The sequence below is a fragment of the Azospirillum agricola genome (genome assembly GCF_020005195.1).
GTDB classification, from domain to species: Bacteria; Pseudomonadota; Alphaproteobacteria; order Azospirillales; family Azospirillaceae; genus Azospirillum; species Azospirillum agricola.
Window position 1 is genome coordinate 1,576,441 of the sequence record NZ_JAIFZR010000005.1, and the last position, 26,167, is coordinate 1,602,607.

General features: G+C 69.0%; 28 protein-coding genes. 20 read left to right on the forward strand and 8 right to left on the reverse strand.

The window, feature by feature from the left end; genetic code table 11:
* Nucleotides 1-105: 105 nt before the first annotated feature.
* Both JN22_RS22495 and JN22_RS22500 read right to left on the reverse strand, forming a co-directional pair.
* Entirely contained in the window at nucleotides 106-1,746 is a 1,641-nt protein-coding gene (locus tag JN22_RS22495; protein WP_085556032.1) for a Na/Pi symporter, read from the reverse strand.
* A 20-nt stretch (nucleotides 1,747-1,766) separates the two neighbouring features.
* Nucleotides 1,767-2,474, reverse strand: coding sequence for a hypothetical protein (locus tag JN22_RS22500; RefSeq protein ID WP_143268382.1), 708 nt, complete (start codon nucleotides 2,472-2,474; stop codon nucleotides 1,767-1,769).
* A gap of 224 nt (nucleotides 2,475-2,698) precedes the next feature.
* Here JN22_RS22500 and JN22_RS22505 point away from each other — a divergent pair, with 224 nt between their 5' ends.
* The 11 genes from JN22_RS22505 (at nucleotide 2,699) to JN22_RS22555 (ending at nucleotide 11,264) form a co-directional block, all read left to right on the forward strand.
* Complete coding sequence (locus JN22_RS22505; RefSeq protein WP_085556034.1) at nucleotides 2,699-3,001, forward strand: urease subunit gamma; 303 nt, start codon at nucleotides 2,699-2,701, stop codon at nucleotides 2,999-3,001.
* Nucleotides 3,002-3,017: 16 nt separating this feature from the next.
* Entirely contained in the window at nucleotides 3,018-3,323 is a 306-nt protein-coding gene (locus JN22_RS22510; RefSeq protein WP_085556035.1) for an urease subunit beta, read from the forward strand.
* Nucleotides 3,324-3,353: 30 nt separating this feature from the next.
* Nucleotides 3,354-5,063: an urease subunit alpha gene (gene ureC / locus JN22_RS22515; RefSeq protein WP_085556036.1), complete on the forward strand. Its 1,710-nt coding sequence runs from the start codon at nucleotides 3,354-3,356 to the stop codon at nucleotides 5,061-5,063.
* Between the two features lie 187 nt (nucleotides 5,064-5,250).
* A complete protein-coding gene (gene murI / locus JN22_RS22520) occupies nucleotides 5,251-6,096 on the forward strand; it encodes a glutamate racemase (RefSeq protein ID WP_209781186.1) in 846 nt (281 codons plus the stop codon).
* Complete coding sequence (locus tag JN22_RS22525) at nucleotides 6,093-6,638, forward strand: urease accessory protein UreE (protein ID WP_085556038.1); 546 nt, start codon at nucleotides 6,093-6,095, stop codon at nucleotides 6,636-6,638. The genes murI and JN22_RS22525 overlap by 4 nt, the downstream gene beginning before the upstream one ends.
* 127 nt (nucleotides 6,639-6,765) lie before the next feature.
* A complete protein-coding gene (locus JN22_RS22530) occupies nucleotides 6,766-7,467 on the forward strand; it encodes an urease accessory protein UreF (RefSeq protein WP_085556039.1) in 702 nt (233 codons plus the stop codon).
* Complete coding sequence (ureG, locus tag JN22_RS22535; protein ID WP_085556040.1) at nucleotides 7,464-8,108, forward strand: urease accessory protein UreG; 645 nt, start codon at nucleotides 7,464-7,466, stop codon at nucleotides 8,106-8,108. Before JN22_RS22530 ends, ureG begins: the two co-directional genes overlap by 4 nt.
* A 116-nt stretch (nucleotides 8,109-8,224) precedes the next feature.
* On the forward strand, nucleotides 8,225-9,094 hold the full coding sequence (locus tag JN22_RS22540) for a PRC-barrel domain-containing protein (protein WP_085556041.1): 870 nt from the start codon (nucleotides 8,225-8,227) through the stop codon (nucleotides 9,092-9,094).
* Between the two features lie 34 nt (nucleotides 9,095-9,128).
* Nucleotides 9,129-9,536: a YgaP-like transmembrane domain gene (locus tag JN22_RS22545; protein WP_085556042.1), complete on the forward strand. Its 408-nt coding sequence runs from the start codon at nucleotides 9,129-9,131 to the stop codon at nucleotides 9,534-9,536.
* 309 nt (nucleotides 9,537-9,845) lie between these two features.
* Entirely contained in the window at nucleotides 9,846-10,631 is a 786-nt protein-coding gene (fabI, locus tag JN22_RS22550; protein ID WP_085556043.1) for an enoyl-ACP reductase FabI, read from the forward strand.
* A 222-nt stretch (nucleotides 10,632-10,853) separates the two neighbouring features.
* Entirely contained in the window at nucleotides 10,854-11,264 is a 411-nt protein-coding gene (locus JN22_RS22555) for a bacteriohemerythrin (protein ID WP_085556044.1), read from the forward strand.
* 37 nt (nucleotides 11,265-11,301) lie between these two features.
* Here JN22_RS22555 and serB read toward each other — a convergent pair whose 3' ends face one another.
* Nucleotides 11,302-12,198, reverse strand: coding sequence for a phosphoserine phosphatase SerB (serB, locus tag JN22_RS22560; protein WP_085556045.1), 897 nt, complete (start codon nucleotides 12,196-12,198; stop codon nucleotides 11,302-11,304).
* Nucleotides 12,199-12,493: 295 nt separating this feature from the next.
* On the opposite strand from serB, the gene miaA reads away from it, so the two are divergent.
* The 7 genes from miaA (at nucleotide 12,494) to ilvC (ending at nucleotide 19,247) form a co-directional block, all read left to right on the forward strand.
* Nucleotides 12,494-13,474, forward strand: a complete 981-nt coding sequence (miaA, locus tag JN22_RS22565) for a tRNA (adenosine(37)-N6)-dimethylallyltransferase MiaA (protein ID WP_085556046.1) — start codon at nucleotides 12,494-12,496, stop codon at nucleotides 13,472-13,474.
* A 68-nt stretch (nucleotides 13,475-13,542) separates the two neighbouring features.
* The gene (locus tag JN22_RS22570; RefSeq protein WP_085557299.1) at nucleotides 13,543-14,709 is read left to right on the forward strand and encodes an aminotransferase-like domain-containing protein; all 1,167 of its coding nucleotides are present in this window, start codon (nucleotides 13,543-13,545) and stop codon (nucleotides 14,707-14,709) included.
* Between the two features lie 73 nt (nucleotides 14,710-14,782).
* Nucleotides 14,783-15,037, forward strand: a complete 255-nt coding sequence (locus tag JN22_RS22575; protein WP_223677845.1) for a type II toxin-antitoxin system CcdA family antitoxin — start codon at nucleotides 14,783-14,785, stop codon at nucleotides 15,035-15,037.
* On the forward strand, nucleotides 15,037-15,333 hold the full coding sequence (locus JN22_RS22580) for a CcdB family protein (protein ID WP_085556048.1): 297 nt from the start codon (nucleotides 15,037-15,039) through the stop codon (nucleotides 15,331-15,333). Before JN22_RS22575 ends, JN22_RS22580 begins: the two co-directional genes overlap by 1 nt.
* A gap of 372 nt (nucleotides 15,334-15,705) precedes the next feature.
* Complete coding sequence (locus JN22_RS22585; protein WP_085556049.1) at nucleotides 15,706-17,469, forward strand: acetolactate synthase 3 large subunit; 1,764 nt, start codon at nucleotides 15,706-15,708, stop codon at nucleotides 17,467-17,469.
* A gap of 51 nt (nucleotides 17,470-17,520) precedes the next feature.
* On the forward strand, nucleotides 17,521-18,030 hold the full coding sequence (gene ilvN, locus JN22_RS22590) for an acetolactate synthase small subunit (RefSeq protein ID WP_085557300.1): 510 nt from the start codon (nucleotides 17,521-17,523) through the stop codon (nucleotides 18,028-18,030).
* A gap of 197 nt (nucleotides 18,031-18,227) precedes the next feature.
* Nucleotides 18,228-19,247: a ketol-acid reductoisomerase gene (gene ilvC, locus JN22_RS22595; RefSeq protein WP_085556050.1), complete on the forward strand. Its 1,020-nt coding sequence runs from the start codon at nucleotides 18,228-18,230 to the stop codon at nucleotides 19,245-19,247.
* A gap of 91 nt (nucleotides 19,248-19,338) precedes the next feature.
* On the opposite strand, the gene mrdA is transcribed toward ilvC, so the two are convergent.
* The 5 genes from mrdA to JN22_RS22620 form a co-directional block, all read right to left on the reverse strand.
* The gene (gene mrdA / locus JN22_RS22600) at nucleotides 19,339-21,228 is read right to left on the reverse strand and encodes a penicillin-binding protein 2 (RefSeq protein ID WP_085556051.1); all 1,890 of its coding nucleotides are present in this window, start codon (nucleotides 21,226-21,228) and stop codon (nucleotides 19,339-19,341) included.
* 8 nt (nucleotides 21,229-21,236) lie between these two features.
* Nucleotides 21,237-21,749: a rod shape-determining protein MreD gene (gene mreD, locus JN22_RS22605; RefSeq protein WP_085556052.1), complete on the reverse strand. Its 513-nt coding sequence runs from the start codon at nucleotides 21,747-21,749 to the stop codon at nucleotides 21,237-21,239.
* A 10-nt stretch (nucleotides 21,750-21,759) separates the two neighbouring features.
* Complete coding sequence (mreC, locus tag JN22_RS22610) at nucleotides 21,760-22,629, reverse strand: rod shape-determining protein MreC (protein ID WP_085556053.1); 870 nt, start codon at nucleotides 22,627-22,629, stop codon at nucleotides 21,760-21,762.
* A 93-nt stretch (nucleotides 22,630-22,722) separates the two neighbouring features.
* Nucleotides 22,723-23,763, reverse strand: coding sequence for a rod shape-determining protein (locus JN22_RS22615; protein ID WP_014240000.1), 1,041 nt, complete (start codon nucleotides 23,761-23,763; stop codon nucleotides 22,723-22,725).
* Between the two features lie 351 nt (nucleotides 23,764-24,114).
* Nucleotides 24,115-24,660 carry a TIGR00645 family protein gene (locus JN22_RS22620; protein WP_085557301.1) on the reverse strand — a complete coding sequence of 182 codons (546 nt, stop codon included), beginning with the start codon at nucleotides 24,658-24,660 and terminating at the stop codon, nucleotides 24,115-24,117.
* Nucleotides 24,661-24,890: 230 nt separating this feature from the next.
* On the opposite strand from JN22_RS22620, the gene phoU reads away from it, so the two are divergent.
* Both phoU and hisE read left to right on the forward strand, forming a co-directional pair.
* Entirely contained in the window at nucleotides 24,891-25,598 is a 708-nt protein-coding gene (gene phoU / locus JN22_RS22625; protein ID WP_085556054.1) for a phosphate signaling complex protein PhoU, read from the forward strand.
* A 134-nt stretch (nucleotides 25,599-25,732) separates the two neighbouring features.
* A complete protein-coding gene (gene hisE / locus JN22_RS22630) occupies nucleotides 25,733-26,149 on the forward strand; it encodes a phosphoribosyl-ATP diphosphatase (RefSeq protein WP_223677846.1) in 417 nt (138 codons plus the stop codon).
* Nucleotides 26,150-26,167: the final 18 nt, after the last annotated feature.

The following is a 26,167-nucleotide window of genomic DNA, read 5'->3' on the forward strand; positions in this document are numbered from 1 at the left end:
CGGTCGCTCGCAAGTCTCGCGATCGCGCGCCACCTACGATCGCCTTCGGCGCTTGTCCGGCCTGCGGCCGTCGGTTCTGCGCCCTCTCCCGGGGCGGGAGAGGGCTCAATCCGCCGCCATGGCGACCGGCGCCGGGCTGTCCGCCCGGTCCGCCCCCTCGCGGAGCAGCAGGGCGTAGCGGCGGGTCAGCCAGACGATGCGCTCGAACAGCGCGGTCTGGGCGACCAGAGCCTGCTGGACCGCCGGGGCCGGCGGGTCGTCGCCGCGCAGCAGCGCGCGGCGGATGCGCCCCATCAGCTCCCCGCGGTCGCCGGTCAACCCGACCAGAAGGGACACGCCGTCATGGTCCGGGTCGGCGGCGGTGTCGGCGAGGCTGGCGAGCAGCGCGTGCAGGCTCTCGGCCATCTGGCCGGGCAACGGATGGCGGCGCAGCGTTTCGGGCGCGTCGTGGATCTGGCGTACCAGCTCGTGCACGCTGTCGTGGAGCGACACCAGGATTTCCAGCCGGTTCTGCTGGGCAATGGCGCGCACCAGCGTGCCGCGCGGCAGGTCGCCGCCGATCAGCTCGGTCTGGAAGGCTTCGACGGCGCGGGCGACGGCGGTCATGCTCTCGTGCAGCGCGCCGAAGGGGATCGGGTCGGGGGTGTCCGGCTCGGCCCGCACGCAGTCCAGATAGTCGGGCAGATGGCGCAGCAGGCGGAGCTGCTCCTTCCCGGCCAGCGGCAGGGCGCTTTCGGGATCGATCAGCGCCTCGTCGGACAGGTAGCGCGGGCGCGACAGCTCCTCCGTCTCGGTCGGCGGCGACCAGCGAGCGAGCAGCCGCTCCGCCACGCCGAAGACGGGCAGCAGGACCAGCGCCGGCACCACCTGGCACAGCACGAAGACCCAGGCGATGCGCTCCGGCAGGCCGTCGGCCACCGAATCGATGGCGTGGCGCAGCAACGGCAGGCCGATGCCGTCCTCCAGCAGGAACAGCGGCAGCAGGATCGCGACCCCCAGCGCCTTGAACAGCGCCTGGAAGATGGCGAGCTGCCCGGCACGTCCGTCGAGGTTGCCGCCGAGCAGCAGGGTGGTCAGGCCGGAGCCGAGGCTCGACCCCAGCACCAGCAGGATGGTCTCGCGCTCCCCGAACAGACCGGCGCCGGCCATGGTGACGGCCAGCACGGCCACCGTCGCCGAGGATTGCGCGATCAGCGTGATCGCCGCCCCGATCAGCAGCAGCAGGAAATCGGACGAGGCGGCGAACAGCAGGGCGGCGCGCATCGCCGGCACGTCGCGCAACGGCCCGGCCCCGGCCTTCATCAGTTGCAACCCCAGGAACAGGATCCCCAGCCCGAGCAGGGCGCCGACCAGATGGCGGTAGCGCGCCGAGCGGTCGAGGTCGAAGTAGAAGCACAGTCCGGTGACGCCCAGCACATAGAGCACCGCCAGCCGCAGATCGACCGCCGTCAGCGCCACCAGCACGGCGGTGCCGAGGTTGGCCCAGCCGACCAGCGGCATCGCCTGCCGCATGGTGACGGCGCCCGCCGTGATCAGGTTGATGACGATGAAGGTGGCGGCGTTGGTGCTCTGGGTCAGCACGCCGAGCAGCGTGCCGGCGACGGTGGCGCTCAGCGGGTTGGCGGTCGCCCTGGCCAGCACGGCGCGGAAGCGGCGCCCGGCCATGTGCTGGAGGTTGCGGCCGATCAGCTTCACCCCGGTGAAGAACAGCCCGAGCCCGCCGAACAGCGTGGCGACGATGTCCATGATCGCTCCGCCCCCGCCGCTCAGCCGCGCCGCCCGACCGCGCGGCCCAGCGCCACGGCGATCAGCAGCAGGCCGAGCAGCATGCTGGCGACGGCGACCACCCGCGTGCCGGTGTAGCGCTCGGCCGCCGCCGCCGCGAGGTCGCCTTGCCGGGCCTTGGCGTGGGCGCGGGTCGATTCGGCGATGGCGTCGATGGCGCTGTCCAGCGGCCGGTCGATGCCGCGCACCGCGCGGTCGACCGCCGCCGCGTCGCCGCCGGGCGACGTCGGGTCGAAGCGGGTCAGCGCCTGCCGGTAGCGCTCGCCGAGCGTCGCGTGGTCGCGAATCGCCGCTTCCACGGCGCCGTGGTCGAGGCCGAGCGCCGGGGCGGTGGCCCGGAGCCGGGTCAGCGCCTCGCCGACCCGGCGCTCCTGCTCGGCGAAACGGTCGAGGTAGCGGCGGCTCTCCTCCGGGTCGCTGCCGCGCAGCAGCAGGTTCTTCCACTCCTGCACCTGGATCTTGAAGGCGATCTGCGCTTCCCGCGCGGTGTCGAGCGCCTCGATCAGGCTGGACTGGGTGGCGTGCCCGGCCTCGTCGGCCTTGCGGGCGTAGTCGATGGCGAAGAGGCCGACGAGGCTGTTGACGATGAACACGGCGATCAGCGCGCCGGCCAGCGCCACCACGGGTCGTCGCCCGCCACCGGCCCTGTAGCGCGGCCGTTCGCCGGTAGACCCTGCCGCCTGCGTCATCTGATAAACCCCATTGCGCGAATGCCTTCGGCCGTTGCTGTACGCGCGGCGGCGCGGAGCGGCAAGTTACGGTCCTGTGACAGCCCCGCTTCCGCTCCCTTCGCCTCCCGACTCCGGCCCATCCCCGGTCCAAGTCCCTGATACGTCATACGACGCACTTGGCGCGACGCGGCAACGTGGCATAATCCCCGGCAACGAACAGGGCGGCAAAAGGCAATTCCCCGATGAACCTGACAGGGCGCGAGAAGGACAAGCTGCTCGTCGCGATGGCCGCGATGGTGGCCCGGCGGCGGCTGGAGCGCGGCGTGAAGCTGAACCACCCCGAGGCGGTCGCCCTCATCACCGACTTCGTGGTCGAGGGGGCCCGCGACGGGCGGACCGTCGCCGAGCTGATGCGCGACGGCGCCACCGTGCTGACGCGCGAGCAGGTGATGGAGGGCATCCCCGAGATGATCCACGACATTCAGGTCGAGGCGACCTTCCCCGACGGGACCAAGCTCGTCACCGTCCACCAGCCGATCCGTTGAAGGGGAGTTCCTGCCCATGAAACCCGGTGAGATCCTCCCGGCGTCCGGCGAGATCGTGCTGAACGCCGGCCGCGCGACCGTCGAGCTCGACGTCGCCAACGCCGGCGACCGGCCGATCCAGGTCGGCTCGCACTACCATTTCCACGAGACCAACGCGGCGCTCAGCTTCGACCGCGAGCAGGCGCGCGGTTTCCGGCTCGATATTCCGGCCGGCACGGCGGTGCGCTTCGAGCCGGGGCAGACCCGCCGGGTGACGCTCGTCGCCTATGACGGCGACCGGGTGGTGATCGGCTTCAACCGCAAGGTCAACGGCGCCCTCTGACGGGCCTGTCCAGCAAGGGGCAAACCAGACATGGCGTACCGCATCGACCGGGCCGAATACGCGGCCCTCTACGGTCCCACCACCGGCGACCGCGTCCGGCTGGCCGACACCGACCTGATCGTCGAGGTCGAGCACGACCACACCGTCTACGGCGAGGAGGTCAAGTTCGGCGGCGGCAAGGTGATCCGCGACGGCATGGGCCAGTCGCAGCGCTCGCGCCACCAGGGCGCGGTGGACACGGTCATCACCAACGCGCTGATCATCGACCATTGGGGCATCGTCAAGGCCGACATCGGCATCACCGGCGGGCGCATCGCCGCCATCGGCAAGGCCGGCAACCCCGACGTCCAGCCCGGCGTGACCATCGTCGTCGGCCCCGGCACCGAGGTGATCGCCGGCGAGGGCAAGATCGTCACCGCCGGCGGCATCGACGCCCACATCCACTTCATCTGCCCGCAGCAGGTCGACGAGGCGCTGAACAGCGGCGTCACCACCATGCTGGGCGGCGGCACCGGCCCGGCGGCCGGCACCTCGGCCACCACCTGCACGCCCGGCCCCTGGCACATGGAGCGCATGCTCCAGGCGGCGGAGGGGCTGCCGATCAACCTCGGCTTCTTCGGCAAGGGCAACGCCAGCCGTCCCGACGCGCTGATCGAGCAGGTCGCCGCCGGCGCCTGCGGCCTCAAGCTGCACGAGGATTGGGGCACCACCCCGGACGCCATCGACACCTGCCTGTCGGTCGCCGACCAGCTCGACGTCCAGGTGGCGATCCACACCGACACGCTGAACGAGTCGGGCTTCGTCGAGGACACCATCGCCGCCTTCGCCGGCCGCACCATCCACGCCTTCCACACGGAAGGGGCGGGCGGCGGCCACGCGCCGGACATCATCAAGGTGGCCGGGCTGCCCAACGTGCTGCCCAGCTCGACCAACCCGACGCGGCCCTTCACCGTCAACACGGTGGACGAGCATCTCGACATGCTGATGGTCTGCCACCATCTCAGCCCGCGCATCCCCGAGGACGTCGCCTTCGCCGAGAGCCGCATCCGCCGCGAGACCATCGCGGCGGAGGACATCCTGCACGACCTCGGCGTCTTCTCGATGATCAGCTCGGACAGCCAGGCGATGGGCCGGCTGGGCGAGGTGGTGCTGCGGACCTGGCAGACCGCGCACAAGATGAAGGTCCAGCGCGGCCGGCTGCCGCAGGAGACCGGCGACAACGACAATGTCCGGGTCAAGCGCTACATCGCCAAATACACCATCAACCCGGCGCTGTCGCACGGCATCGGCCATGTCGTCGGCTCGGTCGAGGTCGGCAAGCTCGCCGATCTGGTGGTGTGGTCGCCGGCCTTCTTCGGGGTGAAGCCGGACATGGTGCTGAAGTGCGGCACCATCGCCGCGGCGCTGATGGGCGACCCCAACGCCTCGATCCCGACGCCGCAGCCGGTGCATTACCGCCGCATGTTCGGCTCCTTCGGACGGTCGTTGCAGGCGAGCAGCGTGACCTTCGTCAGCGGCAAGGCGCTGGAGCTGGAGGTCGGCCGCCAGCTCGGGCTGCACCGCGAGCTGATCGCCGTGCAGGGGACGCGCACCGTCGGCAAGAAGGACATGATCCACAACGCCGAGATGCCGCACATCGAGGTGGATCCGGAAACCTACGAGGTGCGGGCCGACGGGCAATTGCTGACCTGCGAACCGGCGGCGGTCCTGCCGATGGCGCAGCGCTATTTCCTGTTCTGAGGTTAGTCTCCCTCTCCCGCCCCGGGAGAGGGAAGGGGCCCATGCGCAGCATGGGAAGGGTGAGGGGCTGTCGGGCGAGCTACGACATCCATGTTCGGGGAGCCCCTCACCCTTTCCACCGCTTCGCGGCGGGTCCCCTTCCTCTCCCGGGGCGGGAGAGGAAATGGACGACAAGAGGTTTCCATCCGTGATCGGTGTCTTTGATTCGGGCCATGGCGGGTTGACGGTGCTGCGCGCGCTGGTGGATGCGGCTCCCGGACGGCCCTTCGTCTATCTCGGCGACCACGCCGCCGCCCCCTACGGGCCGCGCGACGACGGGGACATCCACCGCCTGACCATTCGCGGGATGGAGCATCTCTTCGCCCAGGGCTGCCGGCTGGTCGTCATCGCCTGCAACACCGCCGCCGCCGTGGCGCTGCGGCGGTTGCAGCAGGAGTGGCTGCCGACGGCCCATCCCGGCCGCAACGTGCTGGGCGTGCTGGTGCCGATGGTCGAGGCGATCACCCGCGTGCCCTGGATGATCGACACCGTGCCGCCCGACCATCTGGGCGAGCCGCGCACCGTCGGCGTCTTCGCGACGCAGGCGACGGTCAACTCCGGCTCCTTCCCGCGCGAGATCGGCAAGCGGGCGCCCTCGGTCCGCGTCGTGCAGCAGGCCTGCCCCGATCTGGTCCCGCTGATCGAGCGCGGGGCGCCCGACGAGGTCCTCGCGCCGGTCGTGGCCGGCTATGTCGCGGCGCTGCTGGAGCGGCTGGGCGGCCAGCCGCTCGACACCGTGGTGCTCGGCTGCACCCATTACCCGCTGGTGGAACGCCTGTTCCTGCGGGCGCTGCCGCCGGGGGTCGAGGTGCTGTGCCAGCCGACGCTGACCGCCCGCTCGCTGGAGCAGTATCTGGAGCGCCACCCCGAATACCGTCCCGCCGCCGGCGAGCATGGCGTGCGTTTCTTCACCACCGGATCGGCGCCGCTGGTCAGCGAACTGGCCGGGCGCTTCTTCGGCCACCCGACTCCTTTCGAACGGCTCTCACCATGAACGATCTTTCCCGCCGCGCCACCCGCGTCCACGCCCGCGCCCACTGGCCGCTGGAGCGCGCGGCCGGCACCGTGACGCTGGCCTTCGACGACCGCCACCGGCGGCGCATGGCGATGACCGATGATGCCGGCGTCGGCTTCCTGCTCGACCTGCCGCGCGCGGTGGCGCTGGACGACGGCGACGGGCTGGAGCTTGGCGACGGCGGTATCCTGCGCGTCGTCGCGGCGCCCGAGGAGCTGATGGAGGTCCGCGTTTCCGGCCCGGCCGAGGCCTTCGCGCGGATCGCCTGGCATCTCGGCAACCGGCATCTGCCGGTGCAGATCGTCGGCGACACCATCCGCCTGCGCCGCGACCATGTGATCGCGGACATGCTGCGCGGGCTCGGCGCCGAGGTGCGCGACGTGCATCTGCCCTTCATGCCGGAGGGCGGGGCCTATGGCGGGCAGGCGCATGGCGGCGGGCATGGGCATTCGCACGGGCATGATCACCATGGGCACGATCATGACCATGGACACGATCACGGGCATCCGCATGAGCATTGACGATGCCGGCGCTTCTCTCCTTCTCCCCCCTGGGGAGAAGGTGGGGATGAGCGGTTTCGGCGAAGCCGAAAATCTCCATGCGGCGCATCCCCCTCACCCCGACCCTCTCTCCGGGGGGGAGAGGGGGATGGATGCGGGGGTAGGTATCCACGCGCTGACCCGCCTGCTGGCGTGGCTGTCGCCGTCCTTTCCAGTGGGCGGCTTCTCCTACAGCCACGGCATCGAGGCGGCGGTCGAGCAGGGGCTGGTGCGCGACCGCGCCTCGCTGACCGTCTGGCTCGACGGCATCCTGCGCCACGGCGCCGGGCGCACCGACGGGATGCTGTTCGCCGCCGTCCACCGCGCGGTGCGGACCGGCGACGAGGCCGCCTTCGCCTGGGCGGTCGAGCGCGCCGACATCCTGCGCGCCTCGTCCGAGACCGCGCTGGAATCGCGCGCCCAGGGGCAGGCCTTCCTGGTCGCCATCCGCGCCGCCTGGTCGCTCGACGGGCTCGCCCGCTGGGACGCGGCGCTGGCCGCCACCGGGCGTCCACCGGCCTACGCCGTCGCCGTCGCGCTGGTGTCGGCCCTGATCGGCGTCGCCGAGGGGCCGGCGCTCGCCGCCTACCTGCACGCCTTCGCCGCCAACCTCGTCTCCGCCGGGGTGCGGCTGGTGCCGCTCGGCCAGACCGACGGGCAGCGGGCGCTGGCGGCGCTCGACCCGATCACCCACGCGGCGGCCGAGGCCGCCCTCGCAGCGCCGCTCGAGGATCTCGGTGGCCGGGCGATGGCCGTCGATTGGACCTCGATGATCCACGAAACCCAATACACGAGGCTTTTCCGCTCATGAGCACGCTTCCCGCTATCGAGAAGAGCCACGCCGGCCCCTTGCGCGTCGGCATCGGCGGCCCGGTCGGCTCCGGCAAGACGGCGCTGACCGACGCGCTGTGCAAGCGCATGCGCGACGATTGGGAAGTCGCCGCCATCACCAACGACATCTACACCAAGGAGGACGCCGAATTCCTCACCCGCTCCGGCGCGCTGAAGCCCGAGCGCATCATGGGGGTGGAGACCGGCGGCTGCCCGCACACGGCGATCCGCGAGGACGCCTCCATCAACCTCGCCGCCGTCGACACGATGAACGCGAAATTCCCCAACCTCGACCTGATCTTCATCGAATCGGGCGGCGACAACCTCGCGGCGACCTTCTCGCCGGAGCTGGCCGACATCACCATCTACGTCATCGACGTGTCGGCCGGCGACAAGATCCCGCGCAAGGGCGGGCCGGGCATCACCCGCTCCGACCTGCTGGTCATCAACAAGATCGACCTCGCCCCGCTGGTCGGCGCCAGCCTGGAGGTGATGGACCGCGACGCCCGCAAGATGCGCGGCGACCGTCCCTTCGTCTTCACCAACATCAAGACCGGCCAGGGGCTGGACGCGGTGCAGTCCTTCATCGTCCAGCGCGGCGGCCTGCCGCTTCCCGGCTGACGGGAGCCCGGCCGCCCGGCCGACAAAACCGGGCGGCCTCCGGGTAAACACGGAACCTCCGGCTTGACCGTGCTGTTCATTCAGCACGCGATGTTCCGAGCCGGAGGAGTCCCTTGATGAAACGCCCGCTGCTTGGCGCTGCCCTGACGATGGCCGCGCTGGGGGTATTGTCCGCCGCGACGCCGGCGCTGGCCGCCGATGGCTGCACCGAGGGACTCGACCGGCTCGGCCAGCGGGTCGCCGCGCTGGAGGCCGCCGGACCGGGAACCCCCGCCCCCGTCACCCCGCAGGAAACCGCCCAGCTCCGCGCGCTCCAGCAGACCGCGCAGCGCGTGGCGCAGACCGGCAACGCGCCGGCCTGCCTCGCCATCCTCGGCGAGGCCGACGCCCTGCAAAGCTCCATCGCGCACCCACGCGCGGTCGCCGCCGACGATCTGGCGAAGGCCAGGCTGCACGGCGCCGACGGCGCCGAACTGGGCAAGATTTCCGAGCTGGTGATCGATCCCAACAGCGGCCGCGTCGCCTACGCCGTCGTCGAGATGGGCGGCTTCCTCGGCATCGGCGACGCCCATGTGCCGGTGCCGTGGGCGCTGTTCCAGCCGGCCGCCAGCAATGGCGGCCCCGACAGCGGCGGTTATGCCCTGAACGTGCCGAAGGACCGGCTGGCCGGGGCGCCGCGCTTCAGCGGCTCCAGCCGGCCGGACATGGGCGACCGGCAATGGGCGATGGCCGTCCACACCTACTATGGCGTGCCGCCCTACTGGATGCGCGATTCCGCCACGCTGGCGGCGGCCGGCGGGCCGATGGCGCAGCCGGCGCCGCTCCAGCAGGAGGTGCAGCGGCTGTCGCAGGAGGTCGCGCGCCTGAACGCCGAACTGACCCAGGCGCGCGCCGCCTCCGGGGGAAGCGCCGCGTCCGACACGGCGGGCGGGCGGAGCGGCGCCGCGCAGCCGTCATCCCCGCAGCCGCCGACCGCCAACCAGTGACCCGACGAGCTTGAGCAAAGCAGGAGGACCAGCCATGGCACTCTCGACCATCACGGACAATTTCGACCACGGCGTCAACAGCGGCCACAGCATCAACGTCGGCCACACCGAACGGCTGGTGTCCCTGGTCGGCGGCGGGCTTTTGGCGGTGCTGGGGCTGCGCCGCGCCGACACGGCGGGGGCGGCGCTGGCGCTGGCCGGCGGCGCCCTGGTGGCGCGCGGCCTCACCGGCTACTGCCCGGTCAAGGGCATGATGGCCGGCTGGGGGCACGACCACCGCGCCTTTCCCGCCCAGGACGTCGAGGAGGGGCGCAACCAGTTCTCGCGCCATCCCGGCGACATCTACGACACCGATCCCGAATGCGAGACGGTGGATGAAGCGTCGCAGCAATCCTTCCCGGCCAGCGATCCGCCCTCCTTCAATCCGGGCGTCGCCCGCTGATCCTGGGAAATTCCAAGAAACGGCCTCCCGGCATCCGATCGGGGGGCCGTTTCTTTGATATGGATCAATGAAGGCGGACGCCGCATCTGGCCTGTTTTATTGTTCGAATGCGAAGGGTTTTCTCCCATTATTTCGAATGTCGTTTTTGTTTCAACACGAATGACTTGATCGCCTTTGGATCCTGGTTTATGGTGCGCTGCACAAGGGACGGGACGCGAAAGTCCGGCACCGGTCACGACCCGCGGGGGCGACGGGGTCGAGGCCTCGCGGTTCCCTTGTTCCTCCCACCCTGACTCCAGGACTGCTCGCATGACCACGATCATTCCCGCCGCCGCCACGCTCGAAGGCAAGAAGGGACTCGTCCTCGGCATCGCCAACGACCAGTCGATCGCGTGGGGCTGCGCCCGCGCCTTCCGCGCGCTGGGCGCCGATCTGGCGATCAGCTACCTGAACGAGAAGGCCAAGAAGCACGTCGAGCCGCTGGCCGAGCAGGTCGAGGCCGAGATCTTCGAGCCGGTCGACGTCACCAGCGAAGGCCAGCTCAAGGCCATCTTCGACAAGGTCGCCGACAAGTGGGGCCGTCTCGACTTCGCGCTGCACAGCATCGCCTTCGCCCCGAAGGACGACCTGCACGGCCGCGTCACCGACTGCTCGCGCGAGGGGTTCCAGCAGGCGATGGACGTCTCCTGCCACTCCTTCATCCGCATGGCCAAATACGCCGAGCCGCTGATGACCAACGGCGGTTCGCTGTTCACCATGTCCTATTTCGGCGCCAACCGCGTCATCGACAATTACGGCGTGATGGGGCCGGTCAAGGCGGCGCTGGAGGCCAGCGTGCGCTACGTCGCCGCCGAGCTGGGCCCCAAGGGCATCCGCGTCCACGCCATCTCGCCGGGCCCGATCAAGACCCGCGCCGCGTCCGGCATCGCCCATTTCGACGAGCTGATGGACAAGGCGGCGGAGCGCACGCCGGAACACCGTCTGGTGACCATCGAGGAGGTCGGCTACACCACCGCCTTCCTCGCCACCGACGGCGCCAAGGGCATCACCGGCAGCACGACCTATGTCGATTGCGGCTACTCGATCATCGGCTGACGCGTCTTCCATCGTGACGGCGGGCGGGGGCGGCGACGCTCCCGCCCGTTTCGCGTTCCGGTCTTCCAACCGTCATCCGGCTGTCACGGGTGCGTCAAATTGACGTGTGACTCCGCCAACCGTTTGGTTCCTCCGGCCGGACCACCATAATCGCCGGACGAGCGGGCCGGAAGCCGCCGCGGAGAACCCGGCGGGACCCGGCAGGGAGGAGGCTGAGAGAGCATGAGCGTCATTCTGTGGCGTCGGCAATTGAGCGTCGGCCAGCCGACCATCGACGACGACCACAAGCACTTGATCGCGTATCTGAACGAACTCGACGCCGCCCTGAACGCCGAACGCTTCCAGCCGGTCCGCGTCGCCAAGATCCTGGTCAAGCTGCTGGAATACACCAAGGAGCATTTCGCCCGCGAGGAGCGGATGATGCAGGCCGTGCGCTACCCGCACTTCAGGGAGCACGCCGAGCAGCACCGCGAGGCGGTCCGCGCCGTGAGCGAGCTGTCGCACAGCTTCTCCGTCGAGCCGACGCACGAGAACGCCGCGAAGCTGTACAAATTCACCGCCGACTGGCTGGTCCGCCACATCATCCTTCAGGATACCCAGCTGACGCCCTATGTGAAGGGCGTCTGGACCTGAGGCGCCGGCCGTCCGGCCGGCGGGATCATCGCCGCCCTCACCCGACGAACTGGTCGATCCGGTAGCCCTGGGCGAACAGCAGCGCCGTCAGATCGCCGTGGTCGACGCGGGCCCGTGCCTCGGCGGCGACCGCCGGCTTGGCGTGGTAGGCGATGCCGAGCCCGGCGGCCAGCAGCATCGGCAGGTCGTTGGCGCCGTCGCCGACCGCCATCGTCTCGGCCACCGGCACCCGGTGCTCGCCGGCGTAGGCCAGCAGGGCCTCCAGCTTGCTGTCCTTGTCGAGGATCGGCTCGATCACCCGTCCGGTCAGAACGCCGTCGGCGATCTCCAGCCCGTTGCCCTGGTCGTCATCGAAGCCGATCCAGGCGCGCACCCGGCTGGTGAAGCAGCGGAAGCCGCCCGACACCAGCGCGCAGACCGCGCCGTTCGCCCGCATGGTGGCGACGAGCTGGGCGGCGCCCGGCATCAGGGTGGCGCGCTTCCACACCGTGTCGATGACGCTCTCCTCCAGCCCCTTCAGCAGGGCGACGCGCTCGCGCACCGCGTCCTTGAAGTCGATCTCGCCGTTCATGGCGCGGGCGGTGATCGCCGCGATGTGGTCCTTCAGTCCGACGCAGTCGCCCAGCTCGTCGAGCAGCTCCTGCTCGATGATGGTGGATTCCATGTCGGCGACCAGCAGCCGCTTGCGCCGGGTGGCGGCGGGCTGGGCGATGACGTCGAACGGCAGGGAGAGGGGCAGTGTACGGCGGATCGCCGCCTCGGCCTGCTCGGGGGCCAGATTGCCGAAGGGCAGGTCGCAGGCGGTGCCGGGGGCCAGCCAGTCGGGCTGGCCGGCGTCGGCGCCGAGCGCCAGCAGCGCCGCGCGGGCGGGCATGACGACGCTCTCGTCGAGGGCGACAAATCGGGGGGCGATCAGCGTGGCGACGGCGTTCATGGCGTGTGTTCCGGCAGAGCAAAGGGCCTTCGGGCCGCTGCCTACCACAGTGGGGGAGGCGGGTCCAACGAAGCTTCGGCGAAACGGGCGCGTGCGGGGCGGGGATCGCGGCCGGGCCGGGGGATTTTTGACACGGATGGACACGGATGCGGGCTGCGCCCGCCCATGGATGAGGTTCGGCAAGGCCCATGCGTCCCATATCCGTGTCAAAGGCAACCTTTCACCCGCTTCGATTTTTCTTGGTCTTCCGGCGTCTCGGTGGTGAATCTCCGCCATGGAAACGAGGGCCGGGGACATGAGCGAGCTTACGGACGTCGTCGTCATCGGCGGGCCGACCGCATCGGGGAAATCGGGGCTGGCGCTGGACGTCGCCGAGCAATTCGGCGGCACCGTCATCAACGCCGACAGCATGCAGCTTTACGCCGAGCTGGACGTCGTCACCGCCCGCCCGCCCGCCGGGGATCTCGCCCGCGCGCCGCACCGGCTCTACGGCGTGCTGCCCGCCGCCGAGCGGGGGTCGGCGGCGCGCTGGCGCACCCTGGCGCTGGAGGAGATTGCCGTCGCCAAGGCCGCCGGCCGCCTGCCCGTCGTCGTCGGGGGCACCGGCCTCTATCTGCGCGCCCTGATGCAGGGCTTGAGCGAGGTTCCGCCCATCCCCGACGCGGTGCGCGCCGCCGCCCACGCCCGCTTGGCCGAGCTGGGCGGCGAGGCCTTCCGCGCGGATCTCGTCGCCCGCGACCCGGACTCGGCCAGGCTCAACCCCGGCGACACCACCCGCCTGACCCGCGCCTGGGAGGTGCTGGAGGCCACCGGCCACAGCCTGACCCATTGGCAGACGCGGAGCGGACAGGGCGCGCCCGAGGGGCTGCGCTTCGCCGTCGCCGTGCTCGACCCGCCGCGCGAGGAGCTGTACGCGCTGTGCGACCGCCGCTTCCTCCTTATGATGGAGCAGGGCGCCCTGGAGGAGGTCCGCAACCTCGACCGCATCGCGCGGGAGCGGGATCTGCCACCCGACCTGCCGGTGCTGAAGGCGCTCGGCGTGCCCGAGCTGCGCCGCCACCTGCACGGCGACGTCACGCTGGACGACGCCATCGCGCTTGCCCAGCAATCGACCCGGCGCTATGCCAAGCGGCAGGTGACGTGGTTCCGCCACCAGCTTGTCGAGCGTCCGCCGCATACGGCACCGCATGGCTGCCATCATGCGACGGATTCGCTCTGTTCATTGGCCCAGCGGAATGCAATTCTCGCTCACCTAAGCACCATGTTGGGCCGTTAAATCTTTGCCTTGGGAGAATCGACGTGTCGGTTGATTGGGGTCATGTGTTCGCGGGCCGCGTGGGCGGCATGACGGCGTCCGAAATCCGGGAGCTGCTGAAGCTGATCGACCGTCCGGAGATCATCTCCTTCGCCGGCGGCATCCCCGACCCGGACTTCTTCCCCACCGCCGCCATCGCGCGGGCCTACGAGAAGATCTTCCAGTCCAACGGCGGCGCTGGCGGCGCCCTGCAATACACCATCACCGAGGGCTACACGCCGCTGCGCGAGTGGATCGCCTCCTACATGGGCCGCAACGGCGTCAATGTCGGGCTGGACGGCGTGCTGGTCACCAACGGCTCGCAGCAGGTGCTGGAGTTCGTCGGCAAGCTGCTGATCGGCGCCGGCGACAAGATCGTGGTGACGCGGCCGACCTATCTCGGCGCGCTCCAGGCCTTCTCGCCCTACGAGCCCGTCTACATCTCCATCCCGATGGATGAGGAAGGGCCGGAACTGGCGGCGCTTGAGGCGGCGCTGGCCGAGAAGCCGAAGTTCTTCTACCTCGTCCCCGACTTCCAGAACCCGAACGGCACCACCGTGTCGCTCGCCCGCCGCGAGGCCATCCTCGACCTCTGCGCCGCCGCCGGCGTGCCGGTGATCGAGGACACCGCCTATTGCGAGCTGCGCTACGACGGCGAGCCGCTGCCGCTGATGGCGGCGCTCGACTGCGCCCGCAACGGCGGCAAGCTGACCAACGTCATCTATTGCGGCACCTTTTCCAAGACGATGGTGCCGGCGCTGCGCGTCGGCTGGGTCAACGCGGCGCCCGAGGTCATCAACCGTCTGGTGCTGATGAAGCAGGCGGCCGACCTGCACACCAGCACGATCAACCAGATCATCATGCACGATGTGGTGTCGCAGCTCTTCGACAGCCACATCAAGCATCTGCGCGTCCAGTACAAGGAGCGCCGCGACGCCATGCTGTCGGCGCTCGACGAGTTCGCCCCGCCCGGCGTCACCTGGACCAAGCCCGAGGGCGGCCTGTTCGTCTGGATCGAGGCCCAGGAGGGCGTCGACGGCACCGCGCTGCTGGCCCGCGCCATCAAGGAGGCCAACGTCGCCTTCGTTCCCGGCTCGGCCTTCCACGCCGACCGTTCGGGGAAGAACACGCTGCGTCTGGCCTTCTCGGTCACCAAGCCGGAGCGCATCCGCGAGGGCATCCGCCGCCTGTGCAACCTGCTGAAGGACGCGGCGTAATCCGCGCTCCATCGACCCTTGATCCCGTTCATGCACATGCGCATAGTCGACGCGCATGTGCATGGAGGGATCGATGCCCGATACGCGCCTTCCGTTCGACCCTTCCGCCCCGAAGCGGGCGACCAACGTCAGCCTCAACAGCGATCTTCTGGAGCAGGCCAAGGCTCTCGGCATCAATGTGTCGCGGGCCTGCGAGCGCGGACTGGCGGACCAGATCGCCGAATTGCGTGAAAAGCGCTGGCTGGAGGAGAACCGCGAGGCTCTGGCATCCTCCAACGCCTATGTCGAGACGCACGGCCTTCCGCTGGCCAAGCATCGCCCTTACTGATGGCGCGCTTCGACGTCCACCGCCGCCTCGACGGTCCCGGCTATCTCCTCGACCTTCAGGCCAACATCCTGCGCGACCTCAACACCCGTTTCGTGGCCCCGCTCCTGCCACCGCATGGGGCACCGCAGCCCGCCGTCCGGCTCAACCCGGTTTTCACCATCGAGGACAGTCCGCACGTCATGGTCACGCAGTTCGCCGGTGCGGTGCATGTCTCCGAACTCGGTCCTTGCGTCGGCAGCCTCCTGTCGGAGGACACCATCATCATGGCGGCTCTCGACCTGTTGACCGGCGCCTGACGCCCTTTGCACGCCCGACCGACGGCGGCCGCCTTCCGAGCGGCCGCCGCTTTCGTTTAGATCGGATCGCGTGAAATCTGAATCGATTTGAAGCGTGAATCCGATCGCCAAACATAGAGCTATAGCAGCGGCCCGACTTTCCATCCGCGACGGGCAGTGCGCAACAATCGGAAAAATCGCGACAAAAAAACTTCTCGATCATTCGCAAAATGGGTTGACCTGTGATGCCCCCTTTGGCTAGTTTGCGGCTCCCGCCCCAAATCCACGGGGCTAAGCCGTTGTTTTGACGGCAAGGCTTCATCCGGGGGGCGTGGCAGTTCCGAGGAAACGGGCGCCCGAAGGAGAGGCGCCCCTACGAGAAGGTCGCGAGCGATGTCCGAACAGAAGCTGACCGGCGCCCAGATCATCATCAAGGCTCTGAAGGATCAGGGCGTTGACACCATCTTCGGCTATCCCGGCGGCGCCGTACTTCCCATCTACGACGCGCTGTTCCAGCAGAACGACCTTCGCCACATCCTCGTACGCCACGAGCAGGCCGCGGTCCATGCGGCGGAAGGCTACGCGCGCTCGACCGGCAAGGTCGGCTGCGTGCTGGTGACCTCCGGCCCCGGCGCGACCAACGCGGTGACCGGCCTGCTGGACGCGCTGTGCGACAGCATTCCGATCGTCTGCCTGTCGGGGCAGGTGCCGACCCACCTGATCGGCAACGACGCCTTCCAGGAGGCCGACACCACCGGCATCACCCGTCCCTGCACCAAGCACAATTACCTGGTGAAGGACGTCAACAGCCTGGCCCGCACCCTGCACGAGGCCTTCTATGTCGCGCGCAGCGGCCGTCCGGGTCCCGTGCTGATCGACGTGCCGAAGGACGTGCAGTTCGCCGACGGAATCTACGTCCCGCCGGCCGAGGTCAAGCACAAGACCTACCGTCCGCAGGTCAAGCCGGAGATCGCGCGCATCGAGGAGGCGGTCGAGCTGATCGCCAACGCCAAGCGGCCGATCTTCTACACCGGCGGCGGCGTCATCAACGCCGGCCCCTTCGCCGCCAAGCTGCTGACCCAGTTCGTCAAGGCCACCGGCTTTCCGATCACCTCGACCCTGATGGGTCTGGGCGCCTTCCCGGCGTCGGACAGCCAGTGGCTCGGCATGCTCGGCATGCACGGCACGTACGAGGCGAATCTCGCCATGTACAATTGCGACGTCATGATCAACATCGGCGCCCGCTTCGACGACCGCGTGACCGGCAAGCTGTCGGAATTCGCGCCGGGTTCCAAGAAGATCCACGTCGACATCGACCCCAGCTCGATCAACAAGACGGTCGAGGTCGACATCCCGATCGTCGGCGACTGCGGCGCGGTGCTGGAGGACATGCTGCGCATCTGGAAGGCGCGGGCCAAGCGCCCCGACCAGGCGGCGTTGAAGAGCTGGTGGGGGCAGATCGAGGGCTGGCGCGCCCGCAACTGCCTGAACTACAACCGCACGGAATCGGTCATCAAGCCGCAATACGCGCTGGAGCGGCTGCGCGAGGCGCTGCGCGGCAAGGACCATTACGTCACCACCGAGGTCGGCCAGCACCAGATGTGGGCCGCCCAGTTCCTGCCCTTCGACCAGCCGAACCGCTGGATGACCTCGGGCGGGCTGGGGACCATGGGCTACGGCCTGCCGGCCGCCATCGGCGCGCAGATCGCCCATCCCGACGCCATCGTCGTCGACGTGTCGGGCGAGGCCAGCTTCCTGATGAACATGCAGGAGATCGGCACCGCCGTGCAGTACCGCGCCCCGGTGAAGATCTTCATCCTGAACAACCAGTACATGGGCATGGTCCGCCAGTGGCAGGAGCTGCTGCACGGCTCGCGCTTCTCGCAGAGCTATTCGGAGGCGCTGCCCGACTTCGTCAAGCTGGCCGAGGCCTGGGGCTGCGTCGGCCTGCGCGCCACGACGGTGGCCGAGGTGGACGACGTCATCGCCAAGATGCTGGCCGTCACCGACCGCCCCTGCATCGTCGACATCGCGGTCGATCCCAAGGAGAACTGCTTCCCGATGATCCCCGGCGGCAAGGCCCACAACGAGATCCTGCTCGGCCCGGAGGACAGGCCGTCGGACGCCACGCCGGAAGACGGCATGGTTCTGGTCTGAGACCAGGTCTGATCGGCTGCTGACGGAACGCTCCTCGGGGGAATGGGAATCATGGACGAGCACAAGATCGAGAAGCACACCATCGCGGTGCTGGTGGACAACGAGCCGGGCGTGCTGGCGCGCGTCATCGGGCTGTTCTCCGGCCGCGGCTACAACATCGAGAGCCTGACGGTGGCGGAGGTCAACAACGCCGACCACCTGTCGCGCATCACGCTGGTGACGTCGGGCACCCGGATGATCATCGAGCAGATCAAGGCCCAGCTCAGCCGGCTGGTCCCGGTCCACCGGGTCCACGACCTGACCGACGAAGGTCCGTCGGTCGAGCGCGAGCTGGCTCTGGTCAAGGTCGCCGGCACCGGCGACAAGCGCATCGAGGCGCTGCGGCTGGCCGACATCTTCAAGGCCACCGTGCTCGACGCGACGCTGACCTCCTTCGTCTTCGAACTGACCGGCACCACCGCGCAGGTCGACGATTTCGTCGGGCTGATGGGCCAGCTCGGTCTGGTCGAGGCCAGCCGCACCGGCGTCGTCGCCATGTCGAAGGGCGCCACCGGCTTCTGAGGCCGCTTCCGGCCCCGATTTCCGGGGTTGGGTTCTTATCCGATGGTCAGGGTGGCGAAAAACGCAAGGAAGCTCCGCGTTTCGCCGCCCGATCATGCGATTGTTTCGCTTGACGCGCAGCTTTGCTCAATGGAGTAATCCGCCGGCAAGGGAACGCACTTCATCTCTCTGGTTTGCGAATTCAAGGAACCATCACCATGCGCGTCTATTACGATCGTGATGCCGACGTCAACCTGATCAAGGGCAAGAAGGTCGTCATCGTCGGCTACGGCAGCCAGGGCCACGCTCACGCCCACAACCTGCGTGACAGCGGCGTCAAGGACGTGCGGATCGCCCTTCGTCCCGGCTCGGCCACCACGAAGAAGGCCGAGGCCGCCGGCTTCCAGGTGATGGCGCCGGGCGAGGCCGCCGCCTGGGCCGACGTCGTGATGGTTCTGACCCCCGACGAACTCCAGGCCGACCTGTACAAGGACGATCTGGCCAAGAACATGAAGCAGGGCGCCGCGCTCGCCTTCGCCCACGGCCTGAACGTCCACTTCAACCTGATCGAGCCGCGCGCCGACCTCGACGTGTTCATGATCGCGCCGAAGGGCCCCGGCCACACCGTGCGCAGCGAATACCAGCGTGGCGGCGGCGTGCCGTCGCTGGTCGCCGTGCACCAGAACGCCTCGGGCAACGCGCTGGACATCGCGCTCTCCTACGCCTCGGCCAACGGCGGCGGCCGCGCCGGCATCATCGAGACCACCTTCAAGGAAGAGTGCGAGACCGACCTGTTCGGCGAGCAGGTCGTCCTCTGCGGCGGTCTGACCGAACTGATCAAGTGCGGCTACGAGACCCTGGTCGAGGCCGGCTACGCCCCGGAGATGGCCTATTTCGAGTGCTTGCACGAGGTCAAGCTGATCGTCGACCTGATGTACGAGGGCGGCATGGCCAACATGCGCTACTCGATCTCCAACACGGCCGAGTACGGCGACTACCGCACCGGCCCGCGCATCATCACCGCCGAGACCAAGGCCGAGATGAAGCGCGTGCTGACCGACATCCAGGAAGGCCGCTTCGTGCGCGACTGGATGCAGGAGTGCAAGGTCGGCCAGCCCTCCTTCAAGGCGATCCGCCGCCGCAACGCCGAGCACGAGATCGAGAAGGTCGGCGAGAAGCTGCGCGCCATGATGCCGTGGATCGCCGAGCGCCGTCTGGTCGACAAGTCGAAGAACTAATCTGGCCTCTGCTGCCGGTTCGGTTTGGAAAGCGCGTCCCTCGGGGCGCGCTTTTCTTTTGTGCACCCTTTCCCGCGGCGGGAGGGGGGCGTCACCCCCGCGGGCCGTCCTTCATCGACGAGGGCGGATTCTCCGCCACCGCCGCCCGGCCCGGATCGCGCTTCTGGCATTCCAGCAGGATGTCGCGGGCGATCGGCGCCGCCGCCGTCGAGCCGCCGCCGCCATGCTCGACGAAGACCGAGCAGGCGTAGCGCGGCGCGTGGACCGGCGCGAAGGCGACGAACAGCGCGTGGTCGCGCTCGCGCCACGGGATGTCCTCGTTCTTCTTCACGCCGGTGCTGCGCTCGGCCATGGTGATGCGGCGGACCTGGGCCGAGCCGGTCTTGCCGGCCAGCTCGAAACCGGGCTGGGTGATGCGCGACTTGTAGGCGGTGCCGTTGGGCGCGTTGGAGACCTCGTACATGCCGCGCAGCACGACGTCGAGATTCTCCTTCTTCACCCCCAGGCTGGGCCAGGTCACCTGCTCGCCGCTGACCGACTTGATCTGCTTGGTCAGGTGCGGCTTGACCGCGTAGCCGCCGTTGGCCAGCCGGCAGGTCATCACCGCCAGCTGGAGCGGCGTCGCCAGCACATAGCCCTGGCCGATCGACGCCACCAGCGTCTCGCCCATGTCCCAGCCCTTGCCGAGCGTCGCCTTCTTCCAGGCGATCGAGGGGATCAGCCCGCCGCGCTCGTGCGGCAGGTCGAGCCCGGTGCGTTCGCCCAGCCCGAAGCGCCGCGACATCTCGGCGATGCGGTCGACGCCGACCCGCCGCGACACGTCGTAGAAGAACACGTCGCAGGAATGGCGCAGCGCCCCCACCATGTCCACGGTGCCGTGGCCGCCCCGCTTCCAGCAGTGGAAGCGGTGGTCGCCCAGCTCCATGTGGCCGGGGCAGAACACCGTGTGGCGGCTGTTGATGATGCCGGATTCCAGCCCGGCCAGCGCCACCACCATCTTGTAGGTCGAGCCTGGCGGGTACTGGCCGGCCACCGCCTTGTTGCTCAGCGGGGTCGCCGGGTTGGCCAGCAGCTCCTCCCACAGCTCGGCGCTGATGCCCATGGTGAACTGGTTGGGGTCGTAGCTGGGGTGGGAGGACAGCGCGTAGATGCCGCCGGTGTGGATGTCCATCACCACCGCCGACGCGCTCTGCTCCTGCGACAGCCGTTCCTGGACGTAGCGCTGGAGCCCCATGTCGATGGTGAGCTGGACCTCGCGGCCCGACTGGCCCTCGTCGCGCGACAGCTCGCGGATGACGCGGCCGACCGCGTTGACCTCCAGCTGGCTGGTGCCGGCGGTGCCGCGCAGCACCTTCTCGTGGTGCTTCTCGATGCCGGCCTTGCCGATGCGGAAGCCGGGCAGCGAGAGCACCGGGTCGCTGTTGCCGCTCAGCTCGGCCTCGGAGACGGCCCCGACATAACCCATGATATGGGCGGTCGCCTCGGCCTGCGGGTAGTTGCGGATCTCGCCCACCTCGATCGACACGCCGGGCAGGTCGGGCGTGTTCATCTCGATGGTGGCGACCTGCTCCCAGCTCAGGTTCTCGCGCACGGTGACGGGGACGAAGCGGCGCTTGCGGTGCAGCTCGCGCATCACCCGCCGCCGGTCGCTGTCGGTCAGCGGCACGATGCGGGAAATCTTGTCGAGCGTCTCCTGGATGTTGCGGGTGCGCTCCGACACGACGACGACGCGGTAGTTCTGCTGGTTGATCGCCAGCGGCGTGCCGAAGCGGTCGACGATGGTGCCGCGCGACGGCGCGATCAGCCGCAGGCTGATGCGGTTCTCCTCGGCCAGCATGGTGTAGCGCGCCGATTCCACGACCTGGAGATAATAGAGCCGCCCGACCAGCGTCGACAGCCCGGCCAGCTTGATCCCGCCCAGCACCAGCGCGCGGCGGGTCAGCAGGCGGGAGCGGTCGGTGTCGCGGTCGATGGAACTCATGAAAACCGTTACCCGTTCAGGAAGGCGCGGTGCATCCGGATCAGCAGCCAGCCGACCGCCGGGAACATCGCCACCGTCAGCAGGCCCTGGAACAGAGCCGGCTTGACCGGCAGGATGCCGGCGTTCAGCACCGAGAAGGCCAGCCATTGCAGGAAGGCCGCGCCGGTCATCACCATGGCGAAGCCGATCCACAGCAGCGCGAAGGTGCTGGCCAGGAACACCCGGCGCTGGTTCAGAACCGCCCATTGGGCGACGACCAGCATCAGCGCGTTGACGCCCAGCGGCCCGCCGGTCAGCAGATCCTGCAACAGCCCGATCAGAAAGGCCACCCCCGGCCGCATCAGGTCAGGCCTGTGGATCGTCCAGTAATAGACCGAGATCAGCGTCAGATGCGGCGCGACCCAGCTGTAGGACGGGATCGGGATGGGGATCATGCCGACCAGCACCAGCATCACCGTGACGGCGAAGGGCGCCAGATTCCGCCCGGCCTTGTCCAGCCGTTGCCAGAAGGTCGCGGTCATCGTGCCACGCCTACTTCAACTCGGCCGTCAGATCCAGCTCGGTGCCGGCCAAACCGAAATCGACCAGCCGCAGATGCTCGACCCGCGACAGGTCGGCGTTGGGCAGCACGCGCACGCCGCGCTCGCTGGCCGAGGTCACGACGCCGACCGGCAGGCCCGGCGGGAACAGCCCGCCATGGCCCGAGGTGACGACCCGCTCGCCGACCTGCACCGGCGATTCCGGCGGCAGGTAGAGCAGCCGGGCCTGGTCGGAGTTGTCGCCGGCCAGCACCGCGCGCTGGCGCGAGCCTTCCAGCACCACGGGCACGCGGGCGTTGATGTCGGTCAGCAGCAGCACGCGCGACGACCATTCGCCGACTTCGATCACCCGGCCGACCAGGCCGGCGCCGGCCAGCGCCGCCTGCCCCTTGCGCACCCCGTCGCGCCGGCCGGCGGTGACCACCAGCGTGCGGACGAAGGAGCTGCCGGGCGTGGCGATGACGCGGGCGGTGATGAAGGAGACCGACGGCTCGGCGGTGGCGTGCAGCAGGGTGCGCAGGCTGGCGTTCTCGGTCTCCAGCCGCAGGGCCGCCTGCTTCCATTGCAGCAGGCGCGCGTTCTCGGCCTTCAGCCGCCGGTTCTCGTCGAAGGCGTTCTCAAGCTCGACCGCGGATTCGATGACGCGGGCGGCGGTCGCGGCGGGGCGCGAGATGGCGTCGAGGATCGGCGCGAAGGCGTCGGTGACACGCGCCCGCGCGGCATCGACCGACACGGACTCGACCTTGCCGACCATCATCAGGGCGATGGAGGCCAGCACCAGCAAAAGAAAGGAGAAGCGATGCGCAAGAGCCCGCAAGGGAGCGGCAAGGCGTATGACGGAGCCGGATGAGCGTGGCTTCACAGGAAATTCCCGTCCAGATACGCGGTCCGTCTTCGATTTTCACGCTGCGGAGAGCGTGAAAATCGAAGGCCTTCCACCCGAGAGATACACCAGTCAGTAGGCGCTGACCAAGACGTTTCGCAGCGTCTTCATCTCTTCCAGGGCGCGCCCTGTGCCCAGCGCGACACAGGAGAGCGGGTCGTCGGCGATCGACACCGGCAGGCCGGTGGCGTGGCGCAGGACGAAGTCCAGGTTCCCCAGCAGCGCGCCGCCGCCGGTGAGCACGATGCCCTTGTCGACGATGTCGGCGGCCAGTTCCGGCGCGGTGTGCTCCAGCGCCACCTTGACCGCCTCGACGATGGCGGACACCGGCTCGGCCAGGGACTCGGCGATCTGCCGCTCGGAGATGATCAGCTCCTTGGGCACGCCGTTCATCAGGTCGCGGCCCTTGATCTCCAGGATGCGGCCCTCGCCGTCTTCCGGCGGGCAGGCCGACCCGATTTCCTTCTTGATGCGCTCCGCGGAGCCTTCGCCGACCAGCAGATTGTGGGTGCGGCGGATGTAGCCGATGATCGCCTCGTCCATCTTGTCGCCGCCGACGCGGACCGAGCGCGAATAGACGATGCCGCCGAGCGACAGGACCGCCACCTCGGTGGTGCCGCCGCCGATGTCGACGACCATCGAGCCGGTCGGCTCGGTCACCGGGAGCCCGGCGCCGATCGCGGCGGCCATCGGCTCCTCGATCAGGAAGACCCGGCGGGCGCCGGCGGCCTCGGCCGATTCCTGGATGGCGCGGCGTTCCACGGCGGTCGAGCCCGACGGCACGCAGATGATGACCTGCGGGCTGGCGAAGCTGCGGCGGTTGTGAACCTTGCGGATGAAATGCTTGATCATTTCCTCCGCGACCTCGAAGTCGGCGATCACGCCGTCGCGCAGCGGCCGGATGGCCTGGATGTTGCCGGGCGTGCGGCCCAGCATCATCTTGGCCTCGTCGCCCACGGCGAGAACCTGCTTCTTGCCGCGCACGTTGGCGATGGCGACGACGGACGGTTCGTTCAGGACGATCCCGCGGCCCTTGACATAGACCAGGGTATTGGCCGTCCCAAGATCGATCGCCATGTCGGCGGACAGAACGCCAAGCAGTTTGGAAAGCATGGAGCTGACGGACTCTTCGAAAGCGGTTGCGACGGCCGATCCGGCGGAATGGCATAGCACGTCCGCCAGCGGTTCCATAGACGAATGCTGATGCACCCTCAAGCGGAGAGTGCGCCCCGGCGGAAACGAACGCCGGATCGTCGAAATCCCAACCGTTCGGAAGGGCTCCGGTGCCGGCCACACTGGCGGATCAGGGTTAATTTTCCGTCAACGGAACCGGCCGGTCTTCCGGATCGCCGGGCCGCTCGGCCGCCTGCGAATCCGGCGGCCGGCGGCCCCGTTTCCGTTGCCCTGTCTAGGCCGATTCATGCTGCGCCGCAACGGCCTTGTGACGGAAGGAAACGGGGGCGGTCAGTGTTCCGCGGGAACGGATTTGGCGGTTCTGCCGGGGGCGGGCTTGGCGGCGTGGTGGCCCTCCAGCCGGTCCATGCAGGCCAGCAGCACGCCGGACACCACGAAGGTCATGTGGATGATGACCAGCCACATCAGCTCGTCGCGCGAGATGTTCTGGAGATTCATGAAGGCCTTGAGCAGATGAATGCCGGATATGGCGACGATCGAGGCGATCAGCTTCAGCTTCAGCCCGCCGAAATCGACCTTGCCCATCCAGTCGGGCCGGTCCTCGTGGTTGGCGACGTCGATCTTCGAGACGAAATTCTCGTAGCCGGAGAAGATCACCATCACCAGCAGGTTGCCGGCCAGCGACAGGTCGATCAGCGTCAGGATCGCCAGCAGCACGTCCTTTTCCGGCATGTCCAGCACATGCGGGATGATGTGGAAGACCTCCTGGCCGAACTTCACCATCAGGGCGGCGAGCGCGATCACCAGACCGAGATAGAAGGGGGCGAGCAGCCAGCGGCTGGCGAAGATGACCTGTTCAAAGCGGCGTTCGATCATGGCGGGCATCGTGGCTGTTGTCGTCGGGGGGAGGGCGGAGAGCCGGCGGGGGAGGCCCCGCGCGCCCCGCATGTGACAGTGTTGCACTGCAAAATCAACCGTCCGGCGTTGCGGCGCGGCGCAAAAATCGACGGGCGATGCGACGTCTGGCCGCGACCGTCATGCATCGGTAACGTGGGCGCGCTATTGTGCCGCCGTACCAATGATGCCGTGTCGAAAGGGCCCCCGCGATGACCAACTCCGCCCCGCACATCGTGTCTGCGTTCGAGGACGCGCTGAAGCGGCTGAAGTCCGCCATCGTCCAGATGGCCGGCGCCGCGGAGACGCAGCTCGACCAGGCGATGACCTGCCTCGCCCAGCGTAACCCGGAGCTGGCGCTCGAGATCGTGCAGTCCGACGCCCGGCTCGACAGCTTCGAGCAGGACATCGAGGCGCATTGCCTCAGCCTGCTGGTGCTGCGCCAGCCGGTCGCCGACGACCTGCGCGAGGTGATCGCCGCCCTGAAGATCGCCGGCAACCTGGAGCGCATCGGCGACTACGCCGCCAATTCGGCCAAGCGCACCGCCGCCATCGCCAGCTTCCCGGAGACGGCGCCCTTCGCCGGCCTGCCCAAGCTCGGCCGTCTGGTGCGCGAGCGGCTGACCAGCGTCATCGACGCCTACGTCGACACCGACGGCGAGGCGGCCCTGCGCATCTGGCGCACCGACGACGAGGTCGACGCGCTCTACACCAGCCTGTGCGGCGAGATCGAGCGTTCGGCGGTGGAGCATCCCGGCGGCTTCATGCCCCACATGCACCTGATGATGATCGCCAAGAACCTGGAGCGGATCGGCGACCACGCCACCAACATCGCCGAGGTGGTGTATTTCGTCAGCACCGGCCGTCCGCTGCTGGAGGAGCGCCCCAAGGCCGACCGCTCCTGCGACCCGGCCCAGTGACCGCCCGGTGCGGGGGGGCTGACGGGACTATCCGCTTCGGAGCGGGGCTGAATATCGGGCGATAACCGAGAGTTGGATGGAAAGTTCGGCGCGAAGGGTTCACGCTGTCGGTGCGATCAACGCCGAATCCCGCAATGACCGAGACCATGACCAGCTCCGACCAGCCTCCACCAGCCCCGGCACCCGTTCCGGCCGCCCCGGCCGCCGCCCCGGCCGCCGATGACCTGCTCCGCCTGTACGAGGCCATCCTCGCCCGGCGGGGCATGAATCCGGCCGAGTCGAAGACCGCCCGCCTGTTCGCCGCCGGTCCGAAGAAGATCGCCAAGAAGGTCGGGGAGGAGGCGGTCGAGGTGGCGCTCGACGCCATGAACGAGGACCGCCAGGGCGTCGTCAACGAAAGCGCCGACCTGCTCTACAACCTGTCGGTCCTGTGGGCGACGCTGAGCATCCATCCCGACGACGTGTTCGCCGAGATCCGGCGCCGCGAGGCGCTGTACGGCATCGCCGAGAAGCTGCCGAAACCGTCGGGGGGCGGCTCGTCGGGGCGGTAGAGCGCCCCATGTGCCCCC